Source organism: Microbacterium sp. M1A1_1b (genome assembly GCF_053345565.1).
Map to the genome: position 1 here is coordinate 126,675 of NZ_JBKFAJ010000008.1, position 26,080 is coordinate 152,754.

General features: G+C 71.6%; 23 protein-coding genes, 1 tRNA gene and 1 riboswitch. Of the genes, 9 read left to right on the forward strand and 15 right to left on the reverse strand.

The features are described from left to right. Positions 1-66 precede the first annotated feature (66 nt). Entirely contained in the window at positions 67-1,512 is a 1,446-nt protein-coding gene (locus tag ACLBWP_RS16345) for a DUF6716 putative glycosyltransferase (RefSeq protein ID WP_447655947.1), read from the forward strand. Here the strand turns inward: ACLBWP_RS16345 and ACLBWP_RS16350 are convergent. Next, positions 1,453-1,716 carry a thioredoxin family protein gene (locus ACLBWP_RS16350; RefSeq protein ID WP_447655948.1) on the reverse strand — a complete coding sequence of 88 codons (264 nt, stop codon included), beginning with the start codon at positions 1,714-1,716 and terminating at the stop codon, positions 1,453-1,455. The genes ACLBWP_RS16345 and ACLBWP_RS16350 overlap by 60 nt on opposite strands. A 29-nt stretch (positions 1,717-1,745) precedes the next feature. Next, positions 1,746-2,036, reverse strand: a complete 291-nt coding sequence (locus tag ACLBWP_RS16355; RefSeq protein ID WP_056122007.1) for a hypothetical protein — start codon at positions 2,034-2,036, stop codon at positions 1,746-1,748. Positions 2,037-2,119: 83 nt separating this feature from the next. On the opposite strand from ACLBWP_RS16355, the gene ACLBWP_RS16360 reads away from it, so the two are divergent. The 5 genes from ACLBWP_RS16360 (at position 2,120) to ACLBWP_RS16380 (ending at position 5,642) form a co-directional block, all read left to right on the forward strand. Beyond that, positions 2,120-2,554 (forward strand): MarR family winged helix-turn-helix transcriptional regulator, encoded by a 435-nt coding sequence (locus ACLBWP_RS16360; RefSeq protein ID WP_447655949.1) that lies wholly within the window; start codon positions 2,120-2,122, stop codon positions 2,552-2,554. Positions 2,555-2,631: 77 nt separating this feature from the next. Further along, a complete protein-coding gene (locus tag ACLBWP_RS16365) occupies positions 2,632-3,837 on the forward strand; it encodes an MFS transporter (RefSeq protein WP_243561439.1) in 1,206 nt (401 codons plus the stop codon). A 542-nt stretch (positions 3,838-4,379) separates the two neighbouring features. Beyond that, positions 4,380-5,027: an oligoribonuclease gene (gene orn, locus ACLBWP_RS16370; RefSeq protein WP_243561228.1), complete on the forward strand. Its 648-nt coding sequence runs from the start codon at positions 4,380-4,382 to the stop codon at positions 5,025-5,027. A 67-nt stretch (positions 5,028-5,094) separates the two neighbouring features. Beyond that, positions 5,095-5,170 (forward strand) — tRNA-His (locus ACLBWP_RS16375). A 127-nt stretch (positions 5,171-5,297) separates the two neighbouring features. Then, positions 5,298-5,642, forward strand: coding sequence for a metallopeptidase family protein (locus ACLBWP_RS16380; RefSeq protein WP_243561440.1), 345 nt, complete (start codon positions 5,298-5,300; stop codon positions 5,640-5,642). Positions 5,643-5,723: 81 nt separating this feature from the next. On the opposite strand, the gene ACLBWP_RS16385 is transcribed toward ACLBWP_RS16380, so the two are convergent. From ACLBWP_RS16385 to ACLBWP_RS16405, 5 genes are all read right to left on the reverse strand, one after another. Next, the gene (locus ACLBWP_RS16385; protein ID WP_447655950.1) at positions 5,724-6,275 is read right to left on the reverse strand and encodes an ATP-binding protein; all 552 of its coding nucleotides are present in this window, start codon (positions 6,273-6,275) and stop codon (positions 5,724-5,726) included. Beyond that, a complete protein-coding gene (locus ACLBWP_RS16390; protein WP_447655951.1) occupies positions 6,268-6,987 on the reverse strand; it encodes an energy-coupling factor transporter transmembrane component T family protein in 720 nt (239 codons plus the stop codon). Before ACLBWP_RS16390 ends, ACLBWP_RS16385 begins: the two co-directional genes overlap by 8 nt. Before the next feature lie 191 nt (positions 6,988-7,178). Beyond that, complete coding sequence (locus ACLBWP_RS16395) at positions 7,179-8,984, reverse strand: ATP-binding cassette domain-containing protein (RefSeq protein ID WP_447655952.1); 1,806 nt, start codon at positions 8,982-8,984, stop codon at positions 7,179-7,181. Next, positions 8,981-9,631 (reverse strand): ECF transporter S component, encoded by a 651-nt coding sequence (locus tag ACLBWP_RS16400; RefSeq protein WP_447655953.1) that lies wholly within the window; start codon positions 9,629-9,631, stop codon positions 8,981-8,983. Before ACLBWP_RS16400 ends, ACLBWP_RS16395 begins: the two co-directional genes overlap by 4 nt. Beyond that, positions 9,623-9,734: riboswitch (TPP riboswitch) on the reverse strand. It overlaps the preceding gene by 9 nt. 25 nt (positions 9,735-9,759) lie before the next feature. Beyond that, on the reverse strand, positions 9,760-10,080 hold the full coding sequence (locus tag ACLBWP_RS16405) for a hypothetical protein (RefSeq protein WP_447655954.1): 321 nt from the start codon (positions 10,078-10,080) through the stop codon (positions 9,760-9,762). 146 nt (positions 10,081-10,226) lie between these two features. Between ACLBWP_RS16405 and glgX the strand changes: the two genes are divergently transcribed. Genes glgX through treZ form a run of 3 tightly spaced genes read left to right on the forward strand, consistent with a single transcriptional unit; the run spans position 10,227 to position 16,713 of the window. After that, the gene (gene glgX, locus ACLBWP_RS16410) at positions 10,227-12,473 is read left to right on the forward strand and encodes a glycogen debranching protein GlgX (RefSeq protein WP_243561234.1); all 2,247 of its coding nucleotides are present in this window, start codon (positions 10,227-10,229) and stop codon (positions 12,471-12,473) included. Further along, complete coding sequence (gene treY / locus ACLBWP_RS16415) at positions 12,470-14,953, forward strand: malto-oligosyltrehalose synthase (RefSeq protein WP_447655955.1); 2,484 nt, start codon at positions 12,470-12,472, stop codon at positions 14,951-14,953. Before glgX ends, treY begins: the two co-directional genes overlap by 4 nt. Continuing rightward, complete coding sequence (treZ, locus tag ACLBWP_RS16420) at positions 14,950-16,713, forward strand: malto-oligosyltrehalose trehalohydrolase (protein ID WP_447655956.1); 1,764 nt, start codon at positions 14,950-14,952, stop codon at positions 16,711-16,713. The genes treY and treZ overlap by 4 nt, the downstream gene beginning before the upstream one ends. 76 nt (positions 16,714-16,789) lie before the next feature. Here the strand turns inward: treZ and ACLBWP_RS16425 are convergent, their stop codons facing one another. From ACLBWP_RS16425 to ACLBWP_RS16460, 8 genes are all read right to left on the reverse strand, one after another. Next, a complete protein-coding gene (locus ACLBWP_RS16425) occupies positions 16,790-17,584 on the reverse strand; it encodes a polyprenol monophosphomannose synthase (protein WP_447655957.1) in 795 nt (264 codons plus the stop codon). Positions 17,585-17,630: 46 nt separating this feature from the next. Further along, the gene (locus ACLBWP_RS16430) at positions 17,631-18,428 is read right to left on the reverse strand and encodes a class F sortase (protein WP_447655958.1); all 798 of its coding nucleotides are present in this window, start codon (positions 18,426-18,428) and stop codon (positions 17,631-17,633) included. Beyond that, positions 18,425-19,582, reverse strand: coding sequence for a glycosyl hydrolase family 8 (locus ACLBWP_RS16435; RefSeq protein WP_447655959.1), 1,158 nt, complete (start codon positions 19,580-19,582; stop codon positions 18,425-18,427). Before ACLBWP_RS16435 ends, ACLBWP_RS16430 begins: the two co-directional genes overlap by 4 nt. A 94-nt stretch (positions 19,583-19,676) precedes the next feature. Beyond that, positions 19,677-20,519 (reverse strand): DUF4397 domain-containing protein, encoded by an 843-nt coding sequence (locus tag ACLBWP_RS16440; RefSeq protein WP_243561240.1) that lies wholly within the window; start codon positions 20,517-20,519, stop codon positions 19,677-19,679. 83 nt (positions 20,520-20,602) lie between these two features. Beyond that, complete coding sequence (locus ACLBWP_RS16445; RefSeq protein ID WP_447655960.1) at positions 20,603-22,588, reverse strand: ArnT family glycosyltransferase; 1,986 nt, start codon at positions 22,586-22,588, stop codon at positions 20,603-20,605. Next, a complete protein-coding gene (locus tag ACLBWP_RS16450; protein WP_447655961.1) occupies positions 22,585-24,135 on the reverse strand; it encodes a glycosyltransferase in 1,551 nt (516 codons plus the stop codon). The genes ACLBWP_RS16445 and ACLBWP_RS16450 overlap by 4 nt, the downstream gene beginning before the upstream one ends. Continuing rightward, entirely contained in the window at positions 24,132-24,650 is a 519-nt protein-coding gene (locus ACLBWP_RS16455) for a GtrA family protein (protein ID WP_447655962.1), read from the reverse strand. Before ACLBWP_RS16455 ends, ACLBWP_RS16450 begins: the two co-directional genes overlap by 4 nt. A 292-nt stretch (positions 24,651-24,942) precedes the next feature. Further along, positions 24,943-25,947, reverse strand: a complete 1,005-nt coding sequence (locus ACLBWP_RS16460) for an aldo/keto reductase family protein (protein ID WP_243561244.1) — start codon at positions 25,945-25,947, stop codon at positions 24,943-24,945. Positions 25,948-26,080 lie beyond the last annotated feature (133 nt).

Consider the following 26,080-nt stretch of genomic DNA (forward strand, 5'->3'; position numbering starts at 1 on the left):
AGCGACGGACCGAGCCACAGCCGCGTGAGCCCGGTGAGTGGTACAGACGGTCAGGCCGGGAGGCGCGTGGTCGGCATCGTGGACACCGACTCGTTCGCGAAGTGGGGCGCGCACCTGCTGTCGGCGGCTCCCCGGGACTGGTCGCTCGAGCTCGTCGTGGTGGACACCCCGCGCACGGCCAGCCCGGCACAGCTCCGCGCGGCGTTCCGCGGCCTGGACGACCGCCTCGCACACCTGGCGGCGACTCCCCCGGCGCCGCTGACGGTCGATGCGATCGTTGACCGGCTGCGCTGCGACCCCCCGGATGCGGTGCTCGTGTCGACGATCGGGCCCGTGGCCGAGCTGCTGATCGACGAGGTCCACCGCCAGGTCACGCCGCGCCCGGTGCTGCTGACGGGGCTGCCCGGCATCTCGTTCCCGGCGAAGTGGAAGGGCGTGTTCTCCCGCGCCCGGGCCGACCTGTTCGTGCTGCACAGCCACCGCGAGGTCCGCGCCTACGACGCCATGGCGACCGAGAACGGCGTCGTGCCCTTCTTCGCTCTCGCCACGCTGCCGTTCGCCGCGCGGCCTGAGCACTCGCTGACGGCGCAGCCCCCGGCCGACCACGATGCGACGCACACACCGGACTCGGTCGTCTTCGCCGCGCAGCCCAGCGTGCCGGAGTCAGAAGCCGATCGTGCCCGCGTCGTCGCCTGGCTCGCCGAGGCCGCCCGCCGGCACCCGTCGTGGCGTGTCGTGGTGAAGACCCGCGCCGTCGCCGGCGAGCACCAGACCCACCGCGAGACCTTCCCGTACGCCGACCTGGTGCCCGCGGACGCACCGCCGAACCTGGTCGTCGAGACCGGCCCGATGGCGGCGCACCTGGACCGCGCCGTGGCCCTGGTGACGATCAGTTCGACGGCCGTCCTCGAGGCAGCCGCGCGCGGCATCCCGGCGCTGACCCTGACGGACTTCGGCGTGCACCGGTCGCTCATCAACGAGGTCTTCGTGGGCAGCGGGCTGGAGGGCGACGCGATCGACCTGGTGGACGGCCGGTTCGGGGTGGTGCACCCCGACTGGATGACGGACAACTACTTCCACCCGGACTCCGACGACGACTGGGCGGACCGTGCCGAGGCCGCGATGGCCGCGCGCGACGCCGGCACCCTGGTCGACCGTCCGAGTGCCCGCCGGAGTCACGGCGGAGCGCTGCGCCGGGCCTGGGAGCGGAAGAACGCCCTGGGCGCTGCCGACCGCACCGCGATCGGCCGGGTCGCACTGGTGATCGGCGCTCCCGTCCGCACGGCGAAACGCCTGGCCCGGCGGATCCGGCGTCTGGTCGCACCCCCGGTGCCGGCCGTGGTCGGCGCGCCCACCTCGCAGCGGACCGGTGTCGTACCGGGCGCGACGCCGACCACGCTGGCCGAGCCGGGCCTCCAGTCCGTCGACCGGGGTGGCGCCGGACCGGACCGCTCAGTCGACGGCGCGCGCGACCGCCAGCAGCAGTTGGTCACGGGAGGGGACGCCGGGTGAACGGAAGACCTCGGCTCCGTCCGACCGCCGCACGATGATCGTGGGGGTCGAGCGGATGCCGAGGTCTTCTGCGTCGTCCGGGTGCGCGGCGACGTCACGTTCGGTCACGGCGAGCCCGGGGACCAAATGTGCTGCGTCGGCGGCCACCCGGCGGGCGGCGGCGCAAGGTGCGCAGAAGGCGGAGGTCCAGAGGTCGAGCTGCATGTGACGGTGCAACGCGCCGGCGTGCGGGACTACTCCCGGTCGAAGCCGCCGCTGCGGTCGCCGCGCTCCTGCAGGTCGTCGAGCGGGTCGGACTCACTCGGGACGAAGGTGTAGTCCACCGAGGTCTGGTCGAGCACCTGGCGGGTGTGGGTGGCCTTGTAGGTGAAGGCCGTCTGCAGGCCCTCGACGTCCGCGAACACCGTCACCTCGTCCTCGACCGCGTCGCCGGTGGCGGTGCGGGTGTCCGTCTGACCGTCGAACGGGCCCTCGTGGTAGATGGCGGTGTACTCGTCGCCCTCGTGGATGGTGATGTCGCTCATGCCGTCCTGTCTACCAGGACCCCCTGTCCGAGCGTTCCCGGAGCCCTCTTGCCGGTTTCATAGCCCTGCTATATAGTTCAGCTATGGAACCATCGCGCGAGCAGACGATCGAGACGCTCCTCGTCTCCGTCAACCGCCTGATCCGCACTTCCGTCCAGGCCACCGGGAACACCACGTCCCAGGCCGTCTGGCGGACGCTCGGCATCCTCGAGACCGACCAGCCGCTCCGGCTCGGCGAACTCGCACGGGCGTCGCGCGTGTCCCAACCCACCATGACCCGGCTCGTCGGCAGCATGCTCGCCGACGGCCTGATCGCCCGGTCCGTCGACCCCGACGACTCCCGCGGGCAGCTCATCGAGATCACCCCGGCCGGCGCCGAGCGCCTGACCGCATGGCGCGCGACCCTGACCCGCACCGTCGGGCCGCTGTTCGCCGACCTCGACGACGACCAGTGGGACGTCCTGCACGAAGCATCGGCCCTCGTCGCATCGAGGACCAGAACGGAGATCACCGCGTGAACGCGCACGCCCCGGCGGCCTCGGCCGCACACGCCCCTGCACCCGGTGCCCACGGCGCCCCCGCACAGAAGGGCAGCATCCTCAAGCAGTCCCGGGCGGTCTGGGCGATCGCCTTCGCCTGCGTCGTCGCCTTCATGGGCATCGGCCTGGTCGACCCGATCCTGCCGGCCATCGCCGCATCGCTCAAGGCCACCCCGGCGCAGACCGAGCTGCTGTTCACGAGCTACCTCGCCGTGACCGGCGTCGCCATGTTCTTCACCAGCTGGGTCTCGAGCCGCATCGGTGCCAAGCGCACCCTGATGATCGGGCTCGCCCTGATCGTGGTGTTCGCCGTGCTCGCCGCCGTGTCGAACGACGTCTGGACGATCATCGGCTTCCGCGCCGGGTGGGGCCTCGGCAACGCGCTGTTCATCTCCACCGCACTGGCCACGATCGTCGGAGCCGCCTCGGGTGGCACGGCGTCCGCGATCATCCTGTACGAGGCCGCACTCGGCCTGGGCATCGCGATCGGGCCCCTGGTCGGCGGCCTGCTCGGCTCCGTCAGCTGGCGGGGACCGTTCTTCGGCGTGACGACCCTGATGGCGATCGCGTTCATCGCCGTGGCCGTGATGCTCAAGTCCTCGGGGCTCGAGAAGCCCGTGCCCACCAAGCTGTCGGCACCCTTCCGCGCCCTGGGCCACCCGGCGCTCGCAGCCCTGGCCGCGACCGCACTGTTCTACAACATCGGCTTCTTCGTCCTGCTGGCGTACACGCCGTTCCCGCTCGGGTTCGGCGCGCTCGGCATCGGGTTCACGTTCTTCGGGTGGGGTGTCGGCCTGGCGATCACGTCCGTCTGGGTCGCGCCGATGCTCACCGCCCGGCTGCGTCGCACCACCGTCCTGCGGATCGCCCTGCCCCTGCTGGCGCTCGACCTGTTCGCGGCGGCCGTCGTGGTGCGCTCGCAGGTGGGGCTCGTCATCTGCGTGATCATCGGCGGGCTGGTGCTCGGTGTCCTGAACACGGTGCTGACCGAGTGCGTCATGGAGGCCACGGACCTCCCCCGATCGGTCGCATCGAGCGCGTACTCGGCCGTCCGGTTCATCGGCGGCGCCATCGCCCCGCCCGTCGCGACGCTGCTCGCCGACGCGTACTCGCCGAGTGCCGCCTACGTCTTCGCGGGAGCGTCGGTCACGGTCGCGTTCGTCGTGACGCTGGTCACCGCGCGCGTGCTGCGGCGGGTCGACGACGGGGCAGAGCCCGAGCGCATCGAAGCCGAGGCGATCGGCGCCGGCGAGATGCTCTGACGCGCGGGGAGCGCTTGGGCACTGCGTGCGGGAGGGCGCCTCGTGCTTGCGGGCGCGCTTCACCGCGAACGGGCGAAATGCCAGGGTCTGCACTCCGCAGGACCCCGGCATCTCGCCCGTTCGTGCGTGGGGTGGGGACCCGCGGCCGGATGGAACGGCCCGCCGGGGGCTCGCGCGGTCGCGCGGAAGGTCCCGCTGGCGGCCCGCACGGTCGCGCGGGAGGTCCCTCCGGCGGCCCGCCCGAACGGGCGGAACACCCTGGTCCGCACGCGCGAGCACCACGACGTTCCGCCCGCTCGCGGCGGTGGGCATGGGTCAGGCGAACAGCACGACCAGCGAGCGGGCGGAAGCGCGGGGTCGCGAACGAGAGCACCACGGCATTTCGCCCGCTCGGGGCACGGGGCACGGGGCACCGGGCACGGGGTGGGACGCGACCGTCTGGAGGCCCGGTGCCGGTCCGGCGGGCCGGCACCGGGCCTCCAGACGGTCGCGTCATCCCCAGCCGTCCGGCGGCGTCTGTGGCCGGGAATAGGATCGTGGGCATGGCAACCGCGAATGACCGCCTCGTCTGGATCGACTGCGAGATGACGGGCCTCGACGTCGAGGTCGACGAACTCGTCGAGGTGGCCGTGGTCATCACCGACTTCGACCTGAACCCCGTGCACCCCGGCTTCGACATCGTGATCAAGCCCGACCAGTCGGCGCTCGACAACATGAACGAGTTCGTGACGAACATGCACGCGACGTCGGGCTTGGCCGAGGAGATCCCGAACGGGGTGTCCCTGGCGGACGCCGAGTACCAGGTGCTCGAGTACATCCTCGCCCACGTCCCCGCCGAGGGGTCCGCTCCCCTCGCCGGCAACACCATCGGCACGGACCGGGCGTTCCTGGCGAAGTACATGCCCCGCGTCGACGGGCACCTGCACTACCGCAGCGTCGACGTGTCGAGCATCAAGGAGCTCTGCCGGCGCTGGTTCCCGCGCGTGTACTTCAACGCCCCGGAGAAGCACGGCGGGCACCGGGCACTGGCGGACATCCTCGAGTCCATCCGCGAGCTCGAGTACTACCGCCGTGCAGGGTTCGTCGCCGAGCCCGGCCCCACGACAGAGGACGTGCGCGCGGTCTCCGCCCAGGTGGTCGAGGCCTGGGCACCCCGCCTGGCGCAGCCCGAACAGCAGCCCGCCGAGTAGTGTCCCGCGGGGTCTCCCGCGTGTACTACTATTGAGTGGTTGCTTCCGGCTCGCCGGAGTGCACATGGTGGGTATAGCTCAGCTGGTAGAGCGCCTGGTTGTGGTCTAGGAGGTCGCGGGTTCGAGCCCCGTTACTCACCCCAGTCGAAGGGGAGTCCCGTTGCCTCGCGCAACGGCACTCTCCTTCTGTCGTTCCCACGTCGTCGTCCGTCCGCGCCCTGCGACGCCGCGCGGATCCGCCCAGACGGATGTGCCACGATCGGTGCCGTGATGGAGATGTCCGCCGAGGCGTTCGAGGACCTCGTGACCGACGAGCTCGACCTGCTCCCGGACGAGATGGTCGACGGGCTCGACAACGTCGTCTTCGTGGTCGAAGACGAACCCGAGGACGGCTCCGACCTGTTCGGGATCTACGACGGGATCGCGGCGACGGAACGCGGGCAGTACGGCTTCGGCGAACTGCCCGACCGCATCGTGGTGTTCCGCAAGCAGCACCTGGCCGAGTGCGAGACGGTCGACGAACTCCGCGACGAGGTGCACACGACCCTCGTGCACGAGATCGGGCACTTCTACGGCATCGACGACGAGCGCCTGCACGAACTCGGCTGGGCGTAGGACCCGCGCGCTCAGCGCGGACCGCGGGCAGCGCTCGCGTGGGGCGGCCGGGCCCGCGCCTGGAGCCCGGCCTGCGAGTGATCAGGACCGGAGCACCACGTCGGCCAGCGACTCCGGAGCCTCGGCAGCGATGAACGCATCCTCCTGTCGGGCCCACCTGTCCCACTCCGTGGCGAACACGTCGCCGTCGCGGTCGATCGCCCGACGTTTCCGGACCGCATCGTCGGCGGCGAGCCACACCCGCACGGACGCCATCGGCGCCGAGGCGCGCGACAGGGCCCCGCAACCCTCGACCACGATCGGCGCGGCGGGGTCGAGCCGTACCCAGTCGCTCGGCGCCGACGCCGTCCAGTCCCACCGCCGGTACCCCGACGGGGCTCCGAGGACGTCGGTCACGACCGCATCGGCGGCGGCGCGTAGTCCGTCCCACCCCGGGTAGACATCGTCCAGGTGGACGAGCTGCGCACCGATCTCCCCCGCCAGGGCGGTACCCAGGGTGGTCTTCCCCGTGCCGGAGCGTCCGTCGACCAGCACGACGGGCCGGCGCCCGTCGACCGTCGCAGCGGTCCACGCGCGGGTGGCGAGCATCGAGACCGACGCGAGCCGGGCCTCCAGTCCGTCCGTCTCAGGCACGCCATGTCCCTGCGGCCACCGACACCACGATGGCGACCATGCCGATCCCGACCAGCAGTGCGACCGTGGCCCACTCGCGTCCCGCGAACCGTGCCGGCCGAGCCCAGGTGCGCCGCCCGGGCGCACCGAACCCGCGCGACTCCATCGCCACCGCGAGGGTCGTCGCACGCCGCAGCGCCACCACGAGGAGCGCGAAGGCCATCGACGCTCCACGTCGGAGCCGCCAACCGTCCCCCAGCCCTCGCGCCCGTCGGGCCATGCCGATCTGTCGCCAGTCCTCGCCGAGCAGCGTCATCATGCGGATCGCCGCGAGCGCGCCCAGCACGAAGCGCGCCGGCAGCCGGAGGACCTGCGCCAGCCCGTCCGCCAGGTCCGTCGGGTCCACGCGGACGAACAGCGCCACGCCCGGCAGGCCGACGGCGAGCACGCGCAGCATCGTCGCGAGCGCCAGTTCGAGCGACCCGTCGGTGACGTGCGCGAAGCCGAGGTCGAACCACTCGCGGCCCGACGCCTGCCCGTACAGCGCGATGCTCAGGCCCGTCAGCGGGACCGCGAGCAGCACCGGCGAGGTCCGCAGCAGCAGTGTCCGGACCGGGATCCGGAGGAGCGGTGCGAGTGCGAGTTCGATCGCCAGCGCGACCGCCGCGGACACGAGGTCCAGGCTCAGCACCAGGCAGACACCGAGTCCGAGCACACCGAGCAGGGTCGCCACGGGCTGGACGGCGGGGCGGGCTGTGCGGTCCGAGCGGATCGTCCGATCGGGCGGATTCGTCGGGTCGCTGGGCGGGGTCGTCCGATCGGTGGGCGGGGTAGTCCGATCGGGTCGGGGTGTCTGATCCGACCGAGTCGACCGATCAGGAGGCCCGGCCCGGCCGGGCCGGTCGTCGCGCGTTGCCGGAGCGGTCACGGTGCAGTCCTGGTGGTCGGGTCGGTCAGGCCGGTCGCGGTGAGCACGAGCTCGCGGGCGTCGAGCGCACGGACGAGATCACGGTCGTGCGTGACCGCGACGATGGCGGTACCGGCATCCGCCAAGGCGCCGAGCGCTCCTGCGACGGCCTGCCAGGTGGCACGATCCTGGCCGGAGGTCGGCTCGTCGAGCACGATGACCGGCGGCCGCGTCGCAACGACGGTGCCGATGGCCAACCGTCGTTGCTCGCCGCCGGACAGGGTGAACGGGTCCGCATCGGCGAGGTGGACGAGACCGAACGTCTGGAGCAGGTCATCGACGCGTGCGGCGACCTCGTCCGGGTCGGTCCCGAGCGCGGTCGGGCCGGCCGCGAGTTCCTGCCGGACGGTGCGGGCGACGAACTGGTGCTCGGGGTCCTGGAACACGGTGCCGATGCGGGCAGCGAGCTGCCGGCTCGACCAACCACAGGGCGCTGGGCCGGCGGGGGGCGCTGCGGTGGCACTGATCAGTTGGGTGGTGGCACGGAGCGTACCGACCGCCGGACGGAGCAGCCCGGCCAGGGTCAGGCCGAGTGTCGACTTGCCGATGCCGTTCGGGCCCGTGACCGCCAGGACCTCTCCCCCACGGACGGTGAGGTCGATGCCGTGGCCGACCGGATGGCGTCGGCTGCGTGCGGTGCCGAGCTCCTCGGCGACCAGCAGGTCGGCGCCGGCGTGGAGCTCGACGGCGGGCGCGGCGGCGGCCGGCGCGGCGGCGGCCGGCGCGGCAGCGGCCGGCGCGGCAGCGGCCGGCGCGGCGTCGGGGGGCGCGGCGGCGCCGAGCGGGCGGAATACCACGGACGGCTTCGGGACGGGCCCTGGCATTTCGCCCGCTCGCGTCGGAGCGGGCGCGCCCATGCCGGGCGCTGCTCCGGCGGCGTCGCCGCCGAGTGGGCGGAATACCCGGGTCCCCGCCGCGACCTGCCCTGGCATTTCGCCCGCTCGCGTCGGAGCGGGGCGGGGGCGGCGAGCGGAACCGCGTGCGGGGTCGGCGCCGGGCACCCAGACGCCGGCGGCCGTCAAGGCCGCGCCGTGCTCGCGCAGGACCTCGGCGGGCGGGCCGTCGGCCAGCACGCCGGCCCCGGGCGCGAGCAGCACCAGTCGGTCGACCAGGTCGAGCCAGGTGCCGATCCGGTGCTCCACGACGAGCATGGTCGCGCCGGTGTCGTCGAGCAGTGCCCGCACGGCATCGTGGACCTGACGGACGCCGTCGGGGTCGAGGTTGGCGCACGGTTCGTCGAGCACGACGGCACCCGGGCGCATCGCGAGCACCCCGGCGAGCGCCAACCGCTGCCGTTGTCCACCCGAGAGCATCGTGGTGGACCGGTCGAGGGGCAGGGCGAGCCCCACGACCTCGAGTGCGGACCGGACCCGCTCCCAGATGGCTGCTCGCGGGACGCCGAGGTTCTCGCAGCCGAACGCGACGTCGTCGCCGACGCGTGACATCACCGTGTGGGCTTCGGGGTCCTGCATGACCAGGCCGACGCGGCCCCGGGCCGACCCGGGTGCAGCACCGTCGACCGTCACCGAGCCCTGCACGGAAGCCGCCGAGTGGTCGTCCGCGTCGGGCTCGTCGGGCAGCACCGCGGCCACGGCGCGCAGGAGCGTGGACTTGCCCGCCCCGGACGCCCCGACCACGGCGACACGTTCACCGGGCTCGACGACCAGGTCGAGCCCGCGGACGGCCCAGGCGTCACGCGCGGCGTACCGCCAACCCCAGTCGCCGAACTCGATCCGAGCGGGGGTGACACCCGCCTGGTTCACGCCGCGGTGGTCCGGCGCCGCTTCGCGTGCTCGCGGCCGACGGCGAACGAGGACAGGACGCCGGTCCGTGCCAGTGCACGCGCGACGAGCCAGGACCCGAGGCCGGCGATCGCGGCACCCGAGACGATGCCGCTGATGACGTAGACGAGCTTGAACGCCGGGTCGAGACCCGCGTACGAGAGCACGATGTCGTTCAGGCCCATCGCCAGCCCGGCGACGGCACCGGCGAGCACCACGACGGGCAGTCGGTAGACGCGGTACAGGAACAGCGCGAGGACGAGCTCGGCACCCAGGCCCTGGACGAGTCCGGCCTCGAGCGTGGTCCACCCCCACTGGGTGCCGAACAGCGCCTCGACACTGGCGGCAACCAACTCGGCGAAGAGCGCGGCACCCGGCTTGCGCACGATGATCGCGACGAGGGGTCCGGCGAGCAGCCAGACACCCCCGAAGAGCGCCTGTGTGCCGGGCAGCAGGAGCGCGACGGCCGTGGACAGGGGCTCGTACCCGAACTCCCAGACCTTGAAGACCACGCCGACGGCGACGGCCAGGACGCTGGCGACGACGATGTCGACGACGCGCCATCGCAGCGAACGGCGGCCGACGGGGGCCGCGGTGGACGGAACAGCAGATGACGTGCCGACAGGCATGTGGACTCCTCCCTGCGCCGGCATGACCCGGATCAGGTTCGACGGTCGGAGCGCGACTCGCTCCCTCTCAGCCCGGCGATCCCGGACTCCCGTGTGTGTCCCAGCAGTGTACTGCGGCGCGGCGCCCGTTACTTCTTGAGGACGCGGACGAGCTTGCGGAGGACGGTGCCGGTCACCCAGATCACCGGGATGCAGACGACGAGCAGCGAGATCAGGTTCGGTTCGAACTCCAGGTCCTTGCCAGGACGACGCACGTAGGCGCCGACGGGGAGCGTCGCGCCACCACCGCCACCGCCACCGTTCTGGTCGTCGCCACCGCCGCCGAAGCCGAACCACCCGACGGACACCGGGATGAGGGTCTGGTCCCCGACCTCGACCGGGTCTCCGTAGTTCGAGGAGACGCCGACGGGGCGCACCTTGTCTGCGATCTGCGTCACGATGTTGGTCATGGCGCGAGGCTACTCCGCGGCACCCCGGGTGCGCGGAGGCCCCTGTCCACAGGGCGTGGGGCGGTCGGACCCGTCCACGGGCCCGGCAGGGCGGCGGACAGCACAGGGAGGCGCCGATACGCTCAGCGAGACATATGGAGGCACGTTTGCACACCTGGCCCGGCAATCCCTACCCGCTCGGCGCGACGTACGACGGCAGTGGCACGAACTTCGCCCTGTTCAGCGAGGTGGCCGAACGCGTGGAGCTGTGCCTCTTCGACGAGGACGGCACCGAGGAGCGCGTCCCCCTGGTCGAGGTCGACGCCTACGTCTGGCACGCGTACCTGCCCAACACCGGACCCGGCCAGCTCTACGGCTTCCGGGTACACGGGGCGTACGACCCGGCGACGGGCGCCCGCTGCAACCCGAACAAGCTGCTGCTCGACCCGTACGCCAAGGCCACCAGCGGCGACATCGACTGGGACCAGTCGCTGTTCTCGTACACGTTCGGCGACCCCGACTCCACCAACGACGAGGACTCCGGCGCCCACATGGTCAAGGGCGTGGTGATCAACCCCTTCTTCGACTGGCAGGGCGACCGTGCTCCGCGCACCCCGTACGGCGAGACGGTCATCTACGAGGCGCACGTCAAGGGCCTGACCGAGACGCACCCCGACGTCCCCGAAGACCAGCGCGGCACCTACGCCGGTGTCGGGCACCCCGCCGTCATCGAGCACCTCAAGCGCCTGGGCGTCACGACGCTCGAACTCATGCCCGTGCACCAGTTCGTGAACGACTCGACCCTGCAGGACAAGGGGTTGTCGAACTACTGGGGCTACAACACCATCGGGTTCTTCGCCCCGCACTCGCACTACTCGTCCTCGGGTGACGGCGGACAGCAGGTGCAGGAGTTCAAGACGATGGTGCGGGAGCTCCACCGCGCGGGCATCGAGGTCGTCATCGACGTCGTCTACAACCACACCGCCGAAGGCAACCACCTCGGCCCGACGCTGTCGTTCCGTGGGATCGACAACGCCGCGTACTACCGCTTGATGGACGACGACAAGCGCTACTACATGGACGTGACGGGCACCGGGAACTCGCTCAACGTCGGGCACCCGCACTCGCTGCAGCTCATCATGGACTCGCTGCGCTACTGGGTGACGGAGATGCACGTCGACGGCTTCCGCTTCGACCTCGCCGCGGCACTCGCTCGCGAGTTCTACGAGGTGGACCGACTGTCGGCCTTCTTCGAACTGGTCCAGCAGGACCCGATCGTGTCGCAGGTGAAGCTCATCGCCGAGCCGTGGGACGTCGGTCCCGGCGGCTACCAGGTCGGCAACTTCCCCCCGCAGTGGTCGGAGTGGAACGGCAAGTACCGCGACACCGTCCGCGACTTCTGGCGCGGTGAGCCGTCGACGCTCGGCGAGTTCGCCTCGCGCATCTCGGGCTCGGCCGACCTGTACGAGCACGACGGCCGCACGCCCAAGGCCAGCATCAACTTCATCACCGCGCACGACGGCTTCACCCTGTACGACCTGGTCGCCTACAACGAGAAGCACAACCAGGCCAACGGCGAGGACAACAACGACGGCGAGAGCCACAACCGCTCGTGGAACTCCGGCGCCGAAGGGCCGACCGACGACCCGGCGGTGAACACCCTGCGGACGCAGCGGCAGCGCAACTTCCTGGCGACGCTGCTGCTCAGCCAGGGCGTCCCGATGATCGCCCACGGCGACGAGCTCGGCCGCACGCAGCAGGGCAACAACAACGTCTACGCCCAGGACTCCGCGATCAGCTGGATCGACTGGGACACCGCTGACGACGACCTGGTCCAGTTCACGGCCGACGTCCTGAAGCTACGACACGACCACCCGACGTTCCGCCGCACCCGGTACTTCAACGGCCGACCGGTGCGTCGCGGCCAGGACGAGCCCCTGCCCGACGTGGTGTGGCTGACCCCGTCGGGCGACGCGATGGAACCCGAGGACTGGGACTCCGGCTTCGGCAAGAGCGTCGGCATGTACCTGAACGGCGAGGGCATCCGCGGGCGTGACGCCCGCGGCGACCGGGTGACGGACGTCGCGTTCATCACCTACTTCAACGCCCACGACGACGTCGTGACCTTCACCCTCCCACCCGAGGAGTACTCCCCCGGCTGGACCGTGCGGATCGACACCGCCGACCCGGGCGCCCGCGAGCAGGTGCTCGACGCGGGATCGAAGCTCGATGTGCCCGCACGCTCGATGATCGTGCTGCGCGCCGAACCCGACCACGAGGTCACGGTCACCCCGGTCGACACGGCCACCGCGGGGGCCCCGGCACCGCGCGCAGCGCAAGACGCCGTCACCCCGGCGAACCCAGCCGGCTCGACGGCACCCAGCGCGACCGCGCAGAACGGAGCACCCCAGTGACCAAGCGGACCCCGGTCTCGACCTACCGGTTGCAGGTGTCCCCGGACTTCGACCTGACGGCCGCGGCCGACGTCGTCGAGTACGTGCACGACCTCGGTGCGGACTGGTTGTACCTGTCGCCGGTGCTGCAGGCCGAGCCCGGCTCCGCCCACGGCTACGACGTGGTCGACCACACGCACGTCGACACCGAGCGCGGCGGCGACGCGGCGTTCCGTGCCCTCACCGAGGCGGCCCACGCTGCGGGGCTCGGCGTGCTCGTCGACATCGTGCCCAACCACGTCGGTGTCGCGACCCCGGAGACGAACCCGTGGTGGTGGTCCCTGCTCGAGCGCGGGCAGGAGTCACCCGTGGCCTGGGCGTTCGACGTCGACTGGCAGGCGGGCGGCGGTCGACTGCGTGTCCCCGTGCTCGCGGACGACATGCTCGACGCGGTCTCGCTGGACACGTCCGATCCCGAGCGCCCGGTGCTGCGAGTCGGGGCCACCGCGTACCCGACCGCTCCGGGCACGGTCCACGACGGCGACGACGTGCCGACCGTGCACGATCGACAGCACTACGAGTTCATCCACTGGAAGCGCGCCGACCACGACCTGAACTACCGACGGTTCTTCGCGGTCAACACCCTCGCGGCGATCCGCGTCGAGGAGCCCGAGGTGTTCGCGGCCTCGCACGCCGTGGTCGGTGAGTGGTTCCGCGACGGTCTGGTCGACGGCCTGCGCATCGACCACCCGGACGGGCTGTACGACCCCGCCGGCTACCTCGGCGACCTGCACCGTCTGACCGGTGGTGCGTACACCCTGGTCGAGAAGATCCTCGAGCCCGGCGAGGAGCTCCCCGGCAGCTGGCCGGTCGACGGCACCACCGGCTACGACGCGCTCGGCACGATGGACCGGGTGTTCGTCGACCCCCGCGGCGAGGAACCGTTGTGGGCGACCGTCGAGGCCGAACCGGCCGACTGGCAGGCCCTGACCCACGACACCCGACGCGGGATCGCCGACGGCATCCTCGGCAGCGAGGTGGAGCGTCTTGCCCGTCTGCTCGAGGCCCAGGGGCTGACCGAGGACCACGCTCGACTGGTCGACGCGCTCGCCGAGGTCATCGCCTGCTTCGACGTCTACCGGACCTACCTGCCGGAGGGCGCGCACTTCCTGATCGACGCGCTCGAGGGCGCCGCCGAGACGCGACCCGACCTGGCCGACGTCATCGACCGCATCGCGCCGTCGCTGATCGACCCGTCGAACGCTGCTGCGATCCGCCTGCAGCAGACCAGCGGGATGGTGATGGCCAAGGGCGTCGAGGACACCGCGTTCTACCGCTCCGCCAAGCTCAGCTCGCTCAGCGAGGTCGGCGGTGACCCGAGCATCTTCGCCGTCTCGGTGGAGGAGTTCCACGCCGCGCAACGTGAGCGGCTGGCGAGCTGGCCACACACGATGACGACGCTCACCACGCACGACACGAAGCGCAGCGAGGACACCCGCGCTCGCATCGCCGTGCTCGCGGAGCTGGGTGACGAGTGGACCGAGGTGGTCCACCGGCTGAACACGCTCGCGCCGCTCGAGGACCAGGTCTTCGCGAACCTGCTCTGGCAGGCGATCGTGGGCGCGCGCCCCGCCAGCCGCGAACGCCTGCACGCCTACGCCGAGAAGGCTTCGCGCGAAGCCGGTGACAGCACCACGTGGACCGAGCCGGACCAGGACTTCGAGGGGCGCATGCACGCGCTGGTCGACGCTGCGTTCGACGACCCGACGGTGGTCGCCGTGCTCGACGACCTCGACGAGCGGATCAACGCGGCCGGGTGGTCGAACGGTCTCGGCCTGAAGCTCGTGCAGCTGACCGCGCCCGGCGTTCCCGACGTCTACCAGGGCACCGAGCTGTGGGACCGTTCGCTCGTCGACCCGGACAACCGCCGCGCGGTCGACTACGCCGAGCGCCGCCGCATCCTGGCCGAGCTCGACGGCCCCGACGACGACGGCCCCGAGATGCTGCCCTCGATCGGGATCGACGGCGAGGCGAAGCTGCTGGTCACCAGTCGCGCGTTGCGTCTGCGGCGCGATCGCCCCGAGTTGTTCACGCGACACCTGCCGGTCGAGGCCACCGGCAGCGCGGCCGACCACGTGGTCGCCTTCGACCGCGGCGGCGCCGTGACCGTCGCCACCCGCCTGCCGATCGGGCTCGAGCGGGTCGGCGGGTGGGGTGACACCTGCATCCACCCGGCTCCCGTCGACCGTGTCGACGCCCTGACCGGGAGGCACTTCCCGGCAGCCAGGGGCGTCCAGCTCTCCGAGCTGCTCGCCACCTACCCCGTCGCCCTGCTGGTGCCCTCGGCCGACGTCGCGGCCGGTCACACCGACGCGGTCACGAGTGCCGCCGCGACCGGCGACACGACAGCGAACAGCACGACAGCGAACGACACGAGCACGACCGATGCGACCGAGACGGACGCGCAGGCCGAGATCGAGATCCTGGAGGGTCACGCATGACCGCACCCGATCGATACGCCGTCTGGGCGCCGACCCCCGAGCGCGTGCGCCTGGTCGTCGACGGCACCGAGTACCCGCTGACCCGCGGAGACGACGACTGGTGGCGCACCGACGCGATCGTGCCTGTCGTCGGTGCCCGGTACGGGTTCCGGCTCGACGATGACGACGCGGTCCGCCCCGACCCGCGCAGCCGGTACCAGCCGGACGGCGTGCACGGCGCGTCCGAGGTGGTCGACCCCGCACGGTTCGCCTGGACCGACGAGTCGTGGACCGGCCGCCCGGCCCGCGGCGCCGTGATCTACGAGATGCACGTCGGCACCTACACACCCGAGGGCACGCTCGACGCCGCAGCCGAGCAGCTCGACCACCTGGTGGAGCTCGGCGTGGAGTTCGTCGAACTGCTGCCGGTCAACGCCGTCAACGGCGAGTGGAACTGGGGCTACGACGGTGTCGCCTGGTACGCCGTGCACGCGCCGTACGGCGGGCCGGATGCCTACGACCGCTTCGTCGACACCGCGCACGCGCTCGGCCTCGGCGTGATCCAGGACGTCGTGTACAACCACCTCGGTCCGAGCGGCAACTACCTGCCGCTGTACGGGCCGTACCTGACGCAGGGGCTGGCGAACACGTGGGGCGACTCGGTCAACGTCGAGCACCCCGAAGTCCGCCGGTACGTGCTGGACAACGTCCGGATGTGGTTGCGCGACCACCACGTCGACGGCCTGCGACTGGATGCCGTGCACGCGATCCGTGACACCACGCGGCCGCACGTGCTGGCCGAGATGGCGAGCGAGTCCGATGCCTTCGCGGCGTTCACCGGCATCCCGCGCTCCCTCATCGCCGAGTCCGACCTGAACGACCCCGTGATGTTCCGCCCGCAGGAAGCCGCGGGGTACGGCCTCGCCGGACAGTGGTCCGACGACTTCCACCACGCGGTGCACGTCGCACTCACCGGCGAGACGAACGGCTACTACGCCGACTTCGCCCCGCTGTCGGCGCTGGCGAAGGTCCTGCACGAGGGCTTCTTCCACGACGGCACGTGGTCCTCGTTCCGCGGCAAGCGGCACGGGCGCCCGATCGACCGCGGGACGTCACCCGCGACCGCACTGGTCGTCGCGAACCAGAACCACGACCAGATCGGCAACCGGGCGACCGGCGACCGCCTCGCCGCGACGCTCGACGACGAAGGTCTCGTCATCGCAGCGGCCCTGACGCTGCTCGGCCCCTTCACGCCGATGCTGTTCATGGGCGAGGAGTTCGCCGCGACGACGCCGTGGCAGTTCTTCACGTCGCACCCGGAGCCCGAGCTGGGCAAGGCCACGGCCGAGGGACGCATCGCCGAGTTCGCCCAGCACGGCTGGGACGAGTCCGCCGTCCCGGATCCGCAGGACCCTCGGACGTTCCAGGACTCGAAGCTCGACTGGTCCGACGCGACGTCCGCGCGCGGGACGGCGATCCTGCGGGCGTACCGGGTGCTCGTCGCACTCCGACGGACCGACGAGGCGTTCGTCGACCACCGCTACGAGGCCAACGCCGTCCGGTTCGACGAGGACCGACGCTGGCTGGTGCTGACGCGCGGGCTGCTCGGCCCGACCGCCGCACCGGTGCACGTCGTCGTGAACTTCCTCGACGACGCGGCGACGGTTCCGGTGCCCGGTGCCACCGGCGAGGTGCTCTACGCGTTCGGCGGGGCCTCGATCGAGGACGACGACAACGAGACCGTCCACTTCACGGGTCGCGGGATCCTCGTGCTCCGGTAGGGACACGACCCCGCACGGCACGAAGGGCCACCCTCGCGGGTGGCCCTTCGTCGTTGCGCTCGCCGAGGACGGGCCCTCAGCGGATGGGGTTGGCGACCGCGTGCGCGTTCCGCCGGACGGACGGCAGCGGCTTGTGCTCCTTCGCCAGGGCACGGACCTCGCGCAGCCGCCGGTCGATGCCCCACTTGGTCACGAGCGTGAGGCTCTCGCGGACGATGTTGCCGCTCATCTTCGAGACGCCGAACTCGCGCTCGGTGAACGTGATCGGGGTCTCGACGACCTGCAGGCCGGCCTCCAGGGCACGCCAGCACAGGTCCACCTGGAAGCAGTAGCCCTTCGACGCGATGCCCGACAGGTCGATGCGCTCGAGTGCCGAGCGGGTGAAGACACGGAACCCGCCGGTGGCGTCGCGGACCGCGATGCCCAGTGCGAGCCGGGTGTAGAGGTTGCCGCCGCGCGACAGCAGCTCGCGGTGCCACGGCCAGTTCTCGACCTCGCCGCCGTGGATCCAGCGCGAGCCGAGCACCAGGTCGTTCGAGTCGGCGAGCTCGAGCATCCACGGCAGGTACTCCGGGTGGTGCGAGCCGTCGGCGTCCATCTCGACGAGCTTGTCGTAGCCGTTGGTCAGGCCCCAGTCGAAGCCGGCCAGGTACGCGCCGCCCAGGCCGTTCTTCTCGGTCCGGTGCAGCACGTGCACCCGGTCGGTCTCCGTCGCCAGGACGTCGGCGATGTCACCGGTGCCGTCGGGCGAGTTGTCGTCGACGACGAGCACGTGCACGTGCTCGTCGGTCGCCGCCAGCGTGCGCGCCACGATCGGGCGGATGTTGTCCGCTTCGTCGTAGGTCGGGATGATGACCAGGGTCTCGCTCATGATGCTCCTCGGTGCTTCTGGTCGAACGTATCTGGGGTGTGCTGGGTCAGGAGTCCGACAGCTCTGCGAACACGATCAGGTTGTCTGTGTAATGCCCAGTTGCGGTGTCGAAGACGCCGTCGCAGGTGATCAGCCGCAGGGTGGGCGTGGGGGTCACGCCGTAGACGTCGCTCGTCGGGAACGCGGACTTGGCGGCCCGCTCCGTCCGGTCGACGGTGAAGGTGCGCGTCGTCCCGTCGGACATGGCGACGTGGATCTGGTCGCCGGACACCAGCTCGTCCAGGCGGAAGAACACGGCGGCGCTCGTGGGGCTGTCGACGTGTCCGGCGATCACGGCCGGGCCGACCTGGCCCGGCACGATGCCGTCGCTGAACCAGCCGGCGTCGTCCCATCCGGTGGGCGGGTCGAGCTCGCCGGCCGAGCCCCGGTGCAGGTCCTCGAGCGTGGCATCGACGCCGATCGCCGGGATGCTGACACGCGTGGGCGTCGCGTCCGACTTGGCGGCGGGGGCGGCCGGGTCCTGGAACCCGGTCGTGTCCCGGTCGCCACCGCCGGACGACGAAGACCCCGACGAACCGGACGACGAAGACCCCGACGAACCCGACGACGACCCACCGGACGAACCCGACGAACCGGACGACGAAGACCCCGACGAACCCGACGACGACCCACCGGACGATGACGACGACGCCGCAACCGGCCCACCCGTCGGACCGTCGCCGGCAGCAACGGCCACCCCGGTGGCGACCGCCGCGCCCGCCACGACGACCGCGGCGGCGGCGAGGACCGTCCACCGGCGACGTCCCGACCAGGCTGTGCGGGGCGCCGCCCGACGCCCGCTCACGAGGCGCCTCCCGCGTCGCTGGCGCACCCACCGAGCACGTCCGAGGTCAGCATGGTCGCGCCGAGCGCAGCCCAGGCGTCCCCGTAGTACGTCGGCGTGGTCGCCGCGGTCCGGTCGGCACGCTCGAGGTCCGCCGTGGCAGCCGACGACGCACCGGAGGCCTGCTCCGCCGCGGCACGCGCGACGTAGGCCAGGGCACTCCGGTCCCCCGTGACGGCCGTCCCGCCCAGGTCGAGCTGCGCGGCCAGTTGCGTCGTCCGCCGGAGCGTGGGCGCGACGGACCCGGCGAGTGCTCGGTCGGATGCGGTGCACGCCTCGGCGTAGCGGACCGGCAGCCGCATCGCGTCGTAGCCGTACAGCACGCGGGAGTCGGTGCCGGTGGCGGGCATCGGGTCGACCGCGCCGTCGGCGTGCACCTGCGACCAGTCGCTCGGCAGGTCGGTCTTGGCGAGCACGGCAGCCGTGACGGCCGACGATCCCCGCTCCAGCTCGGTCCACCGGTCGTCCCCCGTGGCCGCGGCGAGCACCCGGTAGGCGGCCGGCGACGCGTAGGACGCGTCGTACCGGTACGGCTCGGCGTCGGCCCACGGCCCCGGCAACAGGATGCGGCCCAGGTCGGTCGTCACGGTCTCGTGGTCGAGCACCGCGGCCGCCATCCGCTTGCCGGCGGCGGTGTACCGCTCGTCGCCCCACGACTTGCCCGCCAGCACGAGCGCCCGCGCGGCATCGAGGTCGGCATCGGACGCGGACTGCGCGTCCGCGACCCCGCCGCTCGTCGTCCACCGCCAGGCCAGCAGGTCGTCGTCGGTGAGCAGGTGCCGCTTCGTCCACGACCAGATGTCGTCGAAGCGCGTCCGGTCGCCGGCCGCGTAGGCGATGAGCAGGCCGTACGCCTGGCCTTCGCTCACCGTGTCGTCGCCCTGGTCCTTGCGGACGACGCGGCCGCCCTCGACGTAGCGGTCGAGGAAGTCCGTCCGCAGCTGCGCGGCGGAGCGGGTGCCGGCGGGCGCGGTGGTCGAGGTGGGCGTGGCGGCGCCGCCGGCGTCCGGGGCACGGTCCGACCACGGTCGGACCGCAGCGACGGCGATGCCGCCGGCGACCAGGACCGCGGCGAGCGCGACGGCGGTGACGGGGATCCAGTTCCTGCGGGTCATGCTGGCTCGCTCTCTGCTGGTGGGTGGGGCACCGGACTGGAGGCCCGGATCACGTGGGCGGATCGGCCCGGGTGGGTTGGGCCTCCAGTCGGGATCAGTGGAACAGTCCGCGGAAGGCGCGGACGATCGCGTGCAGGAAGTCCGTCGTGCCGCGGTCGGCGGCGGTGCCGCCGCCACCCGTCTGCACGCCGCCGCTCGGGGTCGCTGCGGTCGCTGCCGCGTCCGTCACGGGCACGATCGTCAGGTCGCCCTTGCTGTTGTCGAGCACGAAGAGCGTCGACACGGTGTTGCCGGCCAGGTCGAGGTCGGCGCTGCCGGTCTGCCCGCCGCCCGCGATGTCCAGGTCCCACTTGCCGGCTGCGACGGTGGCGTACTGGGACGCGGTGCCGAACGCGGCGTCCGAGGCCACCTGGGTGCCGTCGGAGGCCGTGACGTCGACCTTCTTGGCGGTGGTGGCGGCCTGCACGAGCCGGAGCTTCGCCTTGCCGTCGCCGGGCTGCTGCAGGTCGTCGGTGTACGCCGCGGTCTTGAGCGAGCTGTTCTTGCCGTAGGCCACGACGGTGCTGGCGTTGCCGGCCTGCACGGTGACGTCGGTGGAGACGACGGGCGTGGAGTCCGGTGCGTCGGAGGCACGCATCGACAGCACGTAGGTGCCGGTGGGGAGCTCCTGGTAGGGGCTCACCTGGCCGTAGGTGACGTCGTCGAGCTCGAAGACCTTCTTGCCGCCGGCCAGGCTCGACAGTTCGACGTCGACGCCCTTGGTGTCGGGCGACAGGTGGCCGACGCGCAGCCAGCCGTCGGCGGGGGCGGCGCTGGCGGCCTGCGGGGCGGCCAGTCCGACGGTGGCGGCGACGAGGGTCGCGGCGAGGGCTCCGACGACCGCGATGCGACGACGGGGCGTGCGTGCGGTGGTGGTACGGGGTGCAGCGGCGTTCATGGTCGTGCTCCTTCGGGTCGGATCTGCTCGGGTCGTGCTGGGTCGGGTCGTGCTGGTTCGGGTCGTCCGCTGCCGGGTGCGGGTCACGATGCCGTGACCGCGACGGTCGGGTCCGGGGTCGGGAACACGACGGTCAGGGTGTCGCCGTCCCGCTCGACGGACTCGGGGCGGTAGGTGCCCGTCAGCGCCTGGAAGGTGCGCTCGGTGCGGACGGCCGCCTGGGGGGTCTGGGCCGTCAGCACGAGACGCCGGAAGGACTGGCCGGTCTCGCCCGTGATCGGCGTGAACCGGGCCACCTGCACCGAGCGGTCGGCCAGGACCTGCCCGAGCCCGAGCATCGCGCGCTCGTCGACCTGGCCGGCGCGGAACTGCGACTTCGTGCCGGCGTCCGCCTGCAGCGACGGGTTCTGGGCGAGCTGTGTGCCGAGCGTCTTCCGCTGGTCGGAGGCCTTGGTGATCTCCTGCTTCGCGGTCGCTGCGCCCTGCGGGTGGATCTGCCGGACGTCGACCATCTGGTTGCCGGTGCCGAAGCTCGCGACGACGGTCGAGTTCTGGATCGCCTGCCGCACGTCCGACGACGAGTTGCCGCCCGTGCGCATCGAGTCGGTCGTCACGACGTAGTCGGAGTCCTTCCAGCCGTTCGGCGACTGCTTCTCGACGGCTCCGTCCGTGTCGAGCTTGTAGTACCAGACGACGTTCTGCCGGGCGAAGCCGTCCTTGACCAGGTCGACCCACATCGCGTCGTCGACGAGCATGCGCGAGGACTTGTCGACGTTGTCGCCGATCCAGTTCTCGGCCTGCGCCATCGGCTTGTCCAGGTCGGTGATCAGGAAGCCGCGCAGCTGCGAGCCCCAGAGCGGCACGGCGACCACGAGTGCGGCCGCGGTGACGAGCGCCCAGGTCGTGCCGAGCAGCCGGCGAGTGGCGGACCGTGTGCGGGTCGTCGACCGGAACGGCGTGCGGCCGGACAGCGCGAGCACGGAGCGCTCGGCGACGAAGGCGACCAGCAGCGCCGCGAACGGCACGAGCATGATGACGTACGGCACGGGCAGGTAGCCGTTCGGGCGGAACATGAACAGCAGCAGGAAGACGAGCATCGCGGCGATCGGGCGCACGCGGCGCAGGAACAGGCCCACGACGGCGGCGGCCGAGCCGAGCACGATGAACACGGGGTCGAGCGCCCACCACTGGGATGCGGCCTCGTTGGCCAGGTTGCCGCCCGTGAACACCGAGCCGCTCGCCTGCCGGCTGCCGAGCTGGTACGTGATGCCCTGCAGCAGGCTGACCTTGCCGGCGCTCGGCAGCAGCTCGCCCTTGACCGCGGCGAGCAGGATGTATCCACCGCCGATGACGGCCAACACGGCACCCGCGACGCTCAGCGTGTACCGGCGCGTGCTGTGGTCGGCGCGGCGCACGGCGATCCAGATCAGGAACGGCAGCGCGAGCAGGTACGTCTCCTTGCTGAGCACCGCGATGCCCAGGCAGGCGGCGGCACCGACGAAGCCGGCGAGCTGCTGCCGACGGCTCAGCACCAGGACGAACGCGGCGAGGAGCCACGGCGTCGCGACGTTGTCGATGTAGACCGTGCGGTGGTACTGCAGGGCCAGCGGCGACAGCGTGAAGACCAGGACCGCGGCGGCGCTGGCGGCACGGTGCATCCCGAGTCGGCGGCCGAGCACGAACAGCAGCACGGCCGAGGCCGCGGCGAAGAACACCATCGACTCACGTGCGGCCTCGACGGCGAACGGGTAGCGCGCGAACGCCCCGGTCAGCGAGGTGTAGCCGGCGATCTGGATCCAGCCGAGCGGCGGGTGGTCGTACCAGTACGTGTAGTGGGTGAGTTCACCGAGGTTCGTGATCGCCCACGCCTGGGCGGTGTACGTGCCCTCGTCGTCGATGCGCTGTGGCGTGCCGGTCATGTTCCACAGCTGTGCCATGACGCCGATCGTCAGGACGGGGAGCAGCCAGGACAGGCTCTTCGCGTGCACCTGGAACCAGGTGCCGAGGCCACTGCCGGCGCGGGCACCGCGGATCGGGATGCCGGTCGTGTTGGTCAGGCTGGCGGTCATCGGTCGCCTCCTGCGGTGGAGCCGGCGTAGGCCGGCTGACGGTCGGTGGACTGGTCGTCGGCGCCGGTGTGGTCCGTGGCGTGACCCGCGGGCTGGTGCTCGCCCGTCGGTCCGGTCAGGTCACCGTCGCTGGACGGAACCGCGTCGACCTGTCCGGCCGTGCGGTGCTGGCCGGTGTGCTCCGTCTTCTCCCAGCCGTTCTGGCCGCGCGCGTGGCGGACGACCGCTCGGACCGCCGCAGCGGCGAGGAACACCTGGTACGGGATCAGCCCGAGCACGAGCTTCACGTAGTCGCGGACCCGGACCTTCTCCTTGTACAGGCGGCCGAACTCACCGAGCCCGGCGATCTCGACCGCCAGCAGCATCAGGGTCGGCGCGAGGGGGATGAACGAGATCAGGGCGATCACCGTGGGGACCTTGACGAAGGCGATCATCACGACACTGAGCGGGATCAGCAGGCCCGTGGCGGCCTGGATGAACGGCATCGTCAGCAGGTACCGGGCGAAGAAGCGCTGCGTGCGCGTCGGCAGCTTCTTCCACTCCCCCTTCTCCAGCACCTGCAGGAAGCCCTGGTTCCAGCGGGTGCGCTGCTTCAGGAGCGACGCGAACGTGGGCGGGGTCTCCTCGCGGGTGACGGCTTCGGGCGAGTACGCGACGACGACCTTGGCGCCGTCGGCACTGAGCCGGACGCCGAGCTCGCAGTCCTCGGCCAGGCAGTGCGCGTCCCAGCCGTTCGACCAGTCCAGGCGCTCCTTCGTCACGAAGACGGTGTTGCCGCCCAGCGGGATGAACTTCGACTCGGCGTGGAAGTGCAGTCGCGAACGGAACCAGAAGTAGTACTCCAGCACGTTGCGGAGCGACCACCAGCTGGACCGGAAGTTCATCAGCTGCACGCCGCCCTGCACGACGTCCGCGTCGGTCTCCTGGAACCGCGAGTCCACGAGCGACAGCAGCCGCGGGTAGACCTCGTCCTCGGCGTCGAACACGCCGACGATGTCGCCCGTCGCCTCGGCGAGCGCCAGGTTCATCGCCTTCGGCTTGTTCTTCGGCAGGGTGTCGTCCACCACGACCTTGATCAGGCCCGGGTGCCGCGCGGCTGCCTCACGCACCACCCGGTCGGTGCCGGGGTCGTCCTCGCCGACGATCGCGATGATCTCGAAGTCGGGGTGGTCCTGCCGCGCGAGCATGTCGAGCGTCTGGCCCATCACGTCCTCCTCGTGCCGCCCGGGCACCAGCAGCGTGAAGCGGTGCGCCGCGGGGCGCGGGGTCGGGCTGAAGCTCGTCGCGCGGAGCGCGTCCCGCGACCGCCACGCGTGCAGCATCCACCACAGGGTGCTCAGCGCGATCACCGTGAGCAGCACGGAGATCGCGACCAGCGCGGAGTAGCCGATCCACTCGCCCACCGACCAGGCGGTCTGCGCGCCCTGCCCCGAGCCTCCCGTCGGGACGGAGGTGGTGCCCCGGTTCGGGACGTCCTTCGTGCCGGGCTGGTCGCCCGGCTGCAGCAGCGGTGCTGCTGCCAGCGTCAACGTGCTCAGGATGCTCATGCGGCGTGCTCCTTCGTGCGGCGTGCGTCGGGGGAACGGAAGACGAGGGTCTTGTAGGCGGCGAAGCGGAACGCGGTGCCGAGGACGAGACCGACCCCGTTGCCGGCGACGTTGTCGGCGAGGGTGGAGGTGAATCCGAGCAGGTAGTGGGAGACGAACAGGCACACTGCAGCGATGCCCAGTCCGATGAGGTTCGTGACCGCGAACAGGACGCCCTCGCGCACGGTCTCGCGGCGACCGGTGGTGCGCTCGGACCGGAAGGTGATCAGCCGGTTGAGCACCCAGGCGACCGCGGTCGAGACGACGGCCGAGCCGACCTTCGCAGCGATCGGCTGGTCGTCGAGGACGGTCAGGCGCAGCAGGTTGTAGACGCCGAGGTCGATCAGGAAGCAGAGCGCGCCGATCGAGCCGAACGACAGCAGTTGCCGGCCGGCGACGACGAGACGCCACGACCGTGCGCCGCGCGTCCGCGTCGCTGGTCCGGCTGCGTCCGGTGTCACCTGAGTGGGTGGCACCACAACGAGGGTCTCGGTCGAGGTCATGCCCCCGATTCGGGGGGCGTGGGAAGGGGGTTTGCCCGGGGTACGGACTTCGTCAGGATCCTGCCAGGAACGCGACACATGCCGTTCATCCGGGGTACGCGTGGTGCGGGTGGCAATTCCGCGGAGACATGCGGAAGGGCCCGTGGCGGGGTGCCACGGGCCCTGGAACGGTCTGTCCGGCCGGGTCGGCTCGGTCAGACCCGTCCGGTCGGGTCTGTCTGTCTGTCTGTCTGTCTGTCTGTCTGTCTGTCTGTCTGTCGAGCGGTTACGCCGGGCGGGAGGCCGGGCTCACGCTCTTGGACGCGTCGCGCTCCGGGATGTCCCCCAGCGCGGCGTCGATGGCGGCGAGCGCGTCGGCGTCCAGCCGCACGCCGGCCGCCTTGACGTTGTCGGTCACCTGCGACGGACGCGAGGCGCCGACGATCGCACTCGCGACGTTCTCGTTCTGCAGCGTCCACGCGATCGCGAGCTGGGCGAGCGTGAGCCCGGCCTGATCCGCGACCGGCTGCAGGCGCTGCACGGCTTCGAGGACCTCGTCGCGCATGAACCGCTTGATCATGTCCGCGCCGCCCTTCTCGTCCGTGGCACGGGACCCCTCGGGCAGCGGCTGACCGGGCTTGTACTTGCCCGTCAGCACACCCTGCGCGATGGGCGACCAGACGATCTGCGACAGGCCGAGCTGCTTGGACGCGGGGACGACCTCGCCCTCGATGACCCGCCACAGCATCGAGTACTGGGGCTGGTTCGAGATGAGCTGGAAGCCGAGCTCCTTCGCCAGGGCGGCGCCCGCGCGGATCTGCTCGGCCGTCCACTCGCTGACGCCGATGTACAGCGCCTTGCCCTGCCGCACGACGTCCGCGAAGGCCTGCATGGTCTCTTCGAGCGGGGTCTCGTAGTCGAAGCGGTGGGCCTGGTACAGGTCGACGTAGTCGGTCTGCAGACGGGTCAACGAGCCGTTGATCGACTCCATGATGTGCTTGCGGCTGAGTCCGACGTCGTTGTGCTGCATCGGGCCGGTCGGCCAGTACACCTTCGTGAAGACCTCGAGGCCGGCGCGACGCTCGCCCTTGAGGGCTTCGCCGAGGACGGTCTCGGCGGCCGTGTTGGCGTACGTGTCGGCCGTGTCGAACGTGGTGATGCCGGCGTCGAGCGCTGCCCGGACGCACTGCGTCGCGACGTCGTTCTCGACCTGCGAGCCGTGCGTCAGCCAGTTGCCGTAGGTGATCTCGGAGATCTTGAGTCCAGAGTTGCCCAGGTACCTGAATTCCATGCTCCCGACGCTACCGGAGCGCTCGCACACCCGGGTGTCCCTGCGAGGGCCTGTGTCCCGCGCCCGGGCGCCGGCGCGTCGCGGCCGCGGGCCGGGGGCGGGCGCGGGCCGGGCGCGGGCGCGGGCCGGGCGC

Coding starts and splice junctions, on each gene's coding strand:
- ACLBWP_RS16435 (WP_447655959.1), bottom strand. CDS start 19,582: ATGACCCGCAGGAACTGGATCCCCGTCACCGCCGTCGCGCTCGCCGCG.
- ACLBWP_RS16355 (WP_056122007.1), bottom strand. CDS start 2,036: ATGAGCGACATCACCATCCACGAGGGCGACGAGTACACCGCCATCTAC.
- orn (WP_243561228.1), top strand. CDS start 4,380: ATGGCAACCGCGAATGACCGCCTCGTCTGGATCGACTGCGAGATGACG.
- ACLBWP_RS16360 (WP_447655949.1), top strand. CDS start 2,120: ATGGAACCATCGCGCGAGCAGACGATCGAGACGCTCCTCGTCTCCGTC.
- ACLBWP_RS16425 (WP_447655957.1), bottom strand. CDS start 17,584: ATGAGCGAGACCCTGGTCATCATCCCGACCTACGACGAAGCGGACAAC.
- ACLBWP_RS16400 (WP_447655953.1), bottom strand. CDS start 9,631: ATGCCTGTCGGCACGTCATCTGCTGTTCCGTCCACCGCGGCCCCCGTC.
- ACLBWP_RS16405 (WP_447655954.1), bottom strand. CDS start 10,080: ATGACCAACATCGTGACGCAGATCGCAGACAAGGTGCGCCCCGTCGGC.
- treZ (WP_447655956.1), top strand. CDS start 14,950: ATGACCGCACCCGATCGATACGCCGTCTGGGCGCCGACCCCCGAGCGC.
- ACLBWP_RS16440 (WP_243561240.1), bottom strand. CDS start 20,519: ATGAACGCCGCTGCACCCCGTACCACCACCGCACGCACGCCCCGTCGT.
- ACLBWP_RS16350 (WP_447655948.1), bottom strand. CDS start 1,716: ATGCAGCTCGACCTCTGGACCTCCGCCTTCTGCGCACCTTGCGCCGCC.
- ACLBWP_RS16445 (WP_447655960.1), bottom strand. CDS start 22,588: ATGACCGCCAGCCTGACCAACACGACCGGCATCCCGATCCGCGGTGCC.
- ACLBWP_RS16450 (WP_447655961.1), bottom strand. CDS start 24,135: ATGAGCATCCTGAGCACGTTGACGCTGGCAGCAGCACCGCTGCTGCAG.
- ACLBWP_RS16460 (WP_243561244.1), bottom strand. CDS start 25,947: ATGGAATTCAGGTACCTGGGCAACTCTGGACTCAAGATCTCCGAGATC.
- ACLBWP_RS16380 (WP_243561440.1), top strand. CDS start 5,298: ATGGAGATGTCCGCCGAGGCGTTCGAGGACCTCGTGACCGACGAGCTC.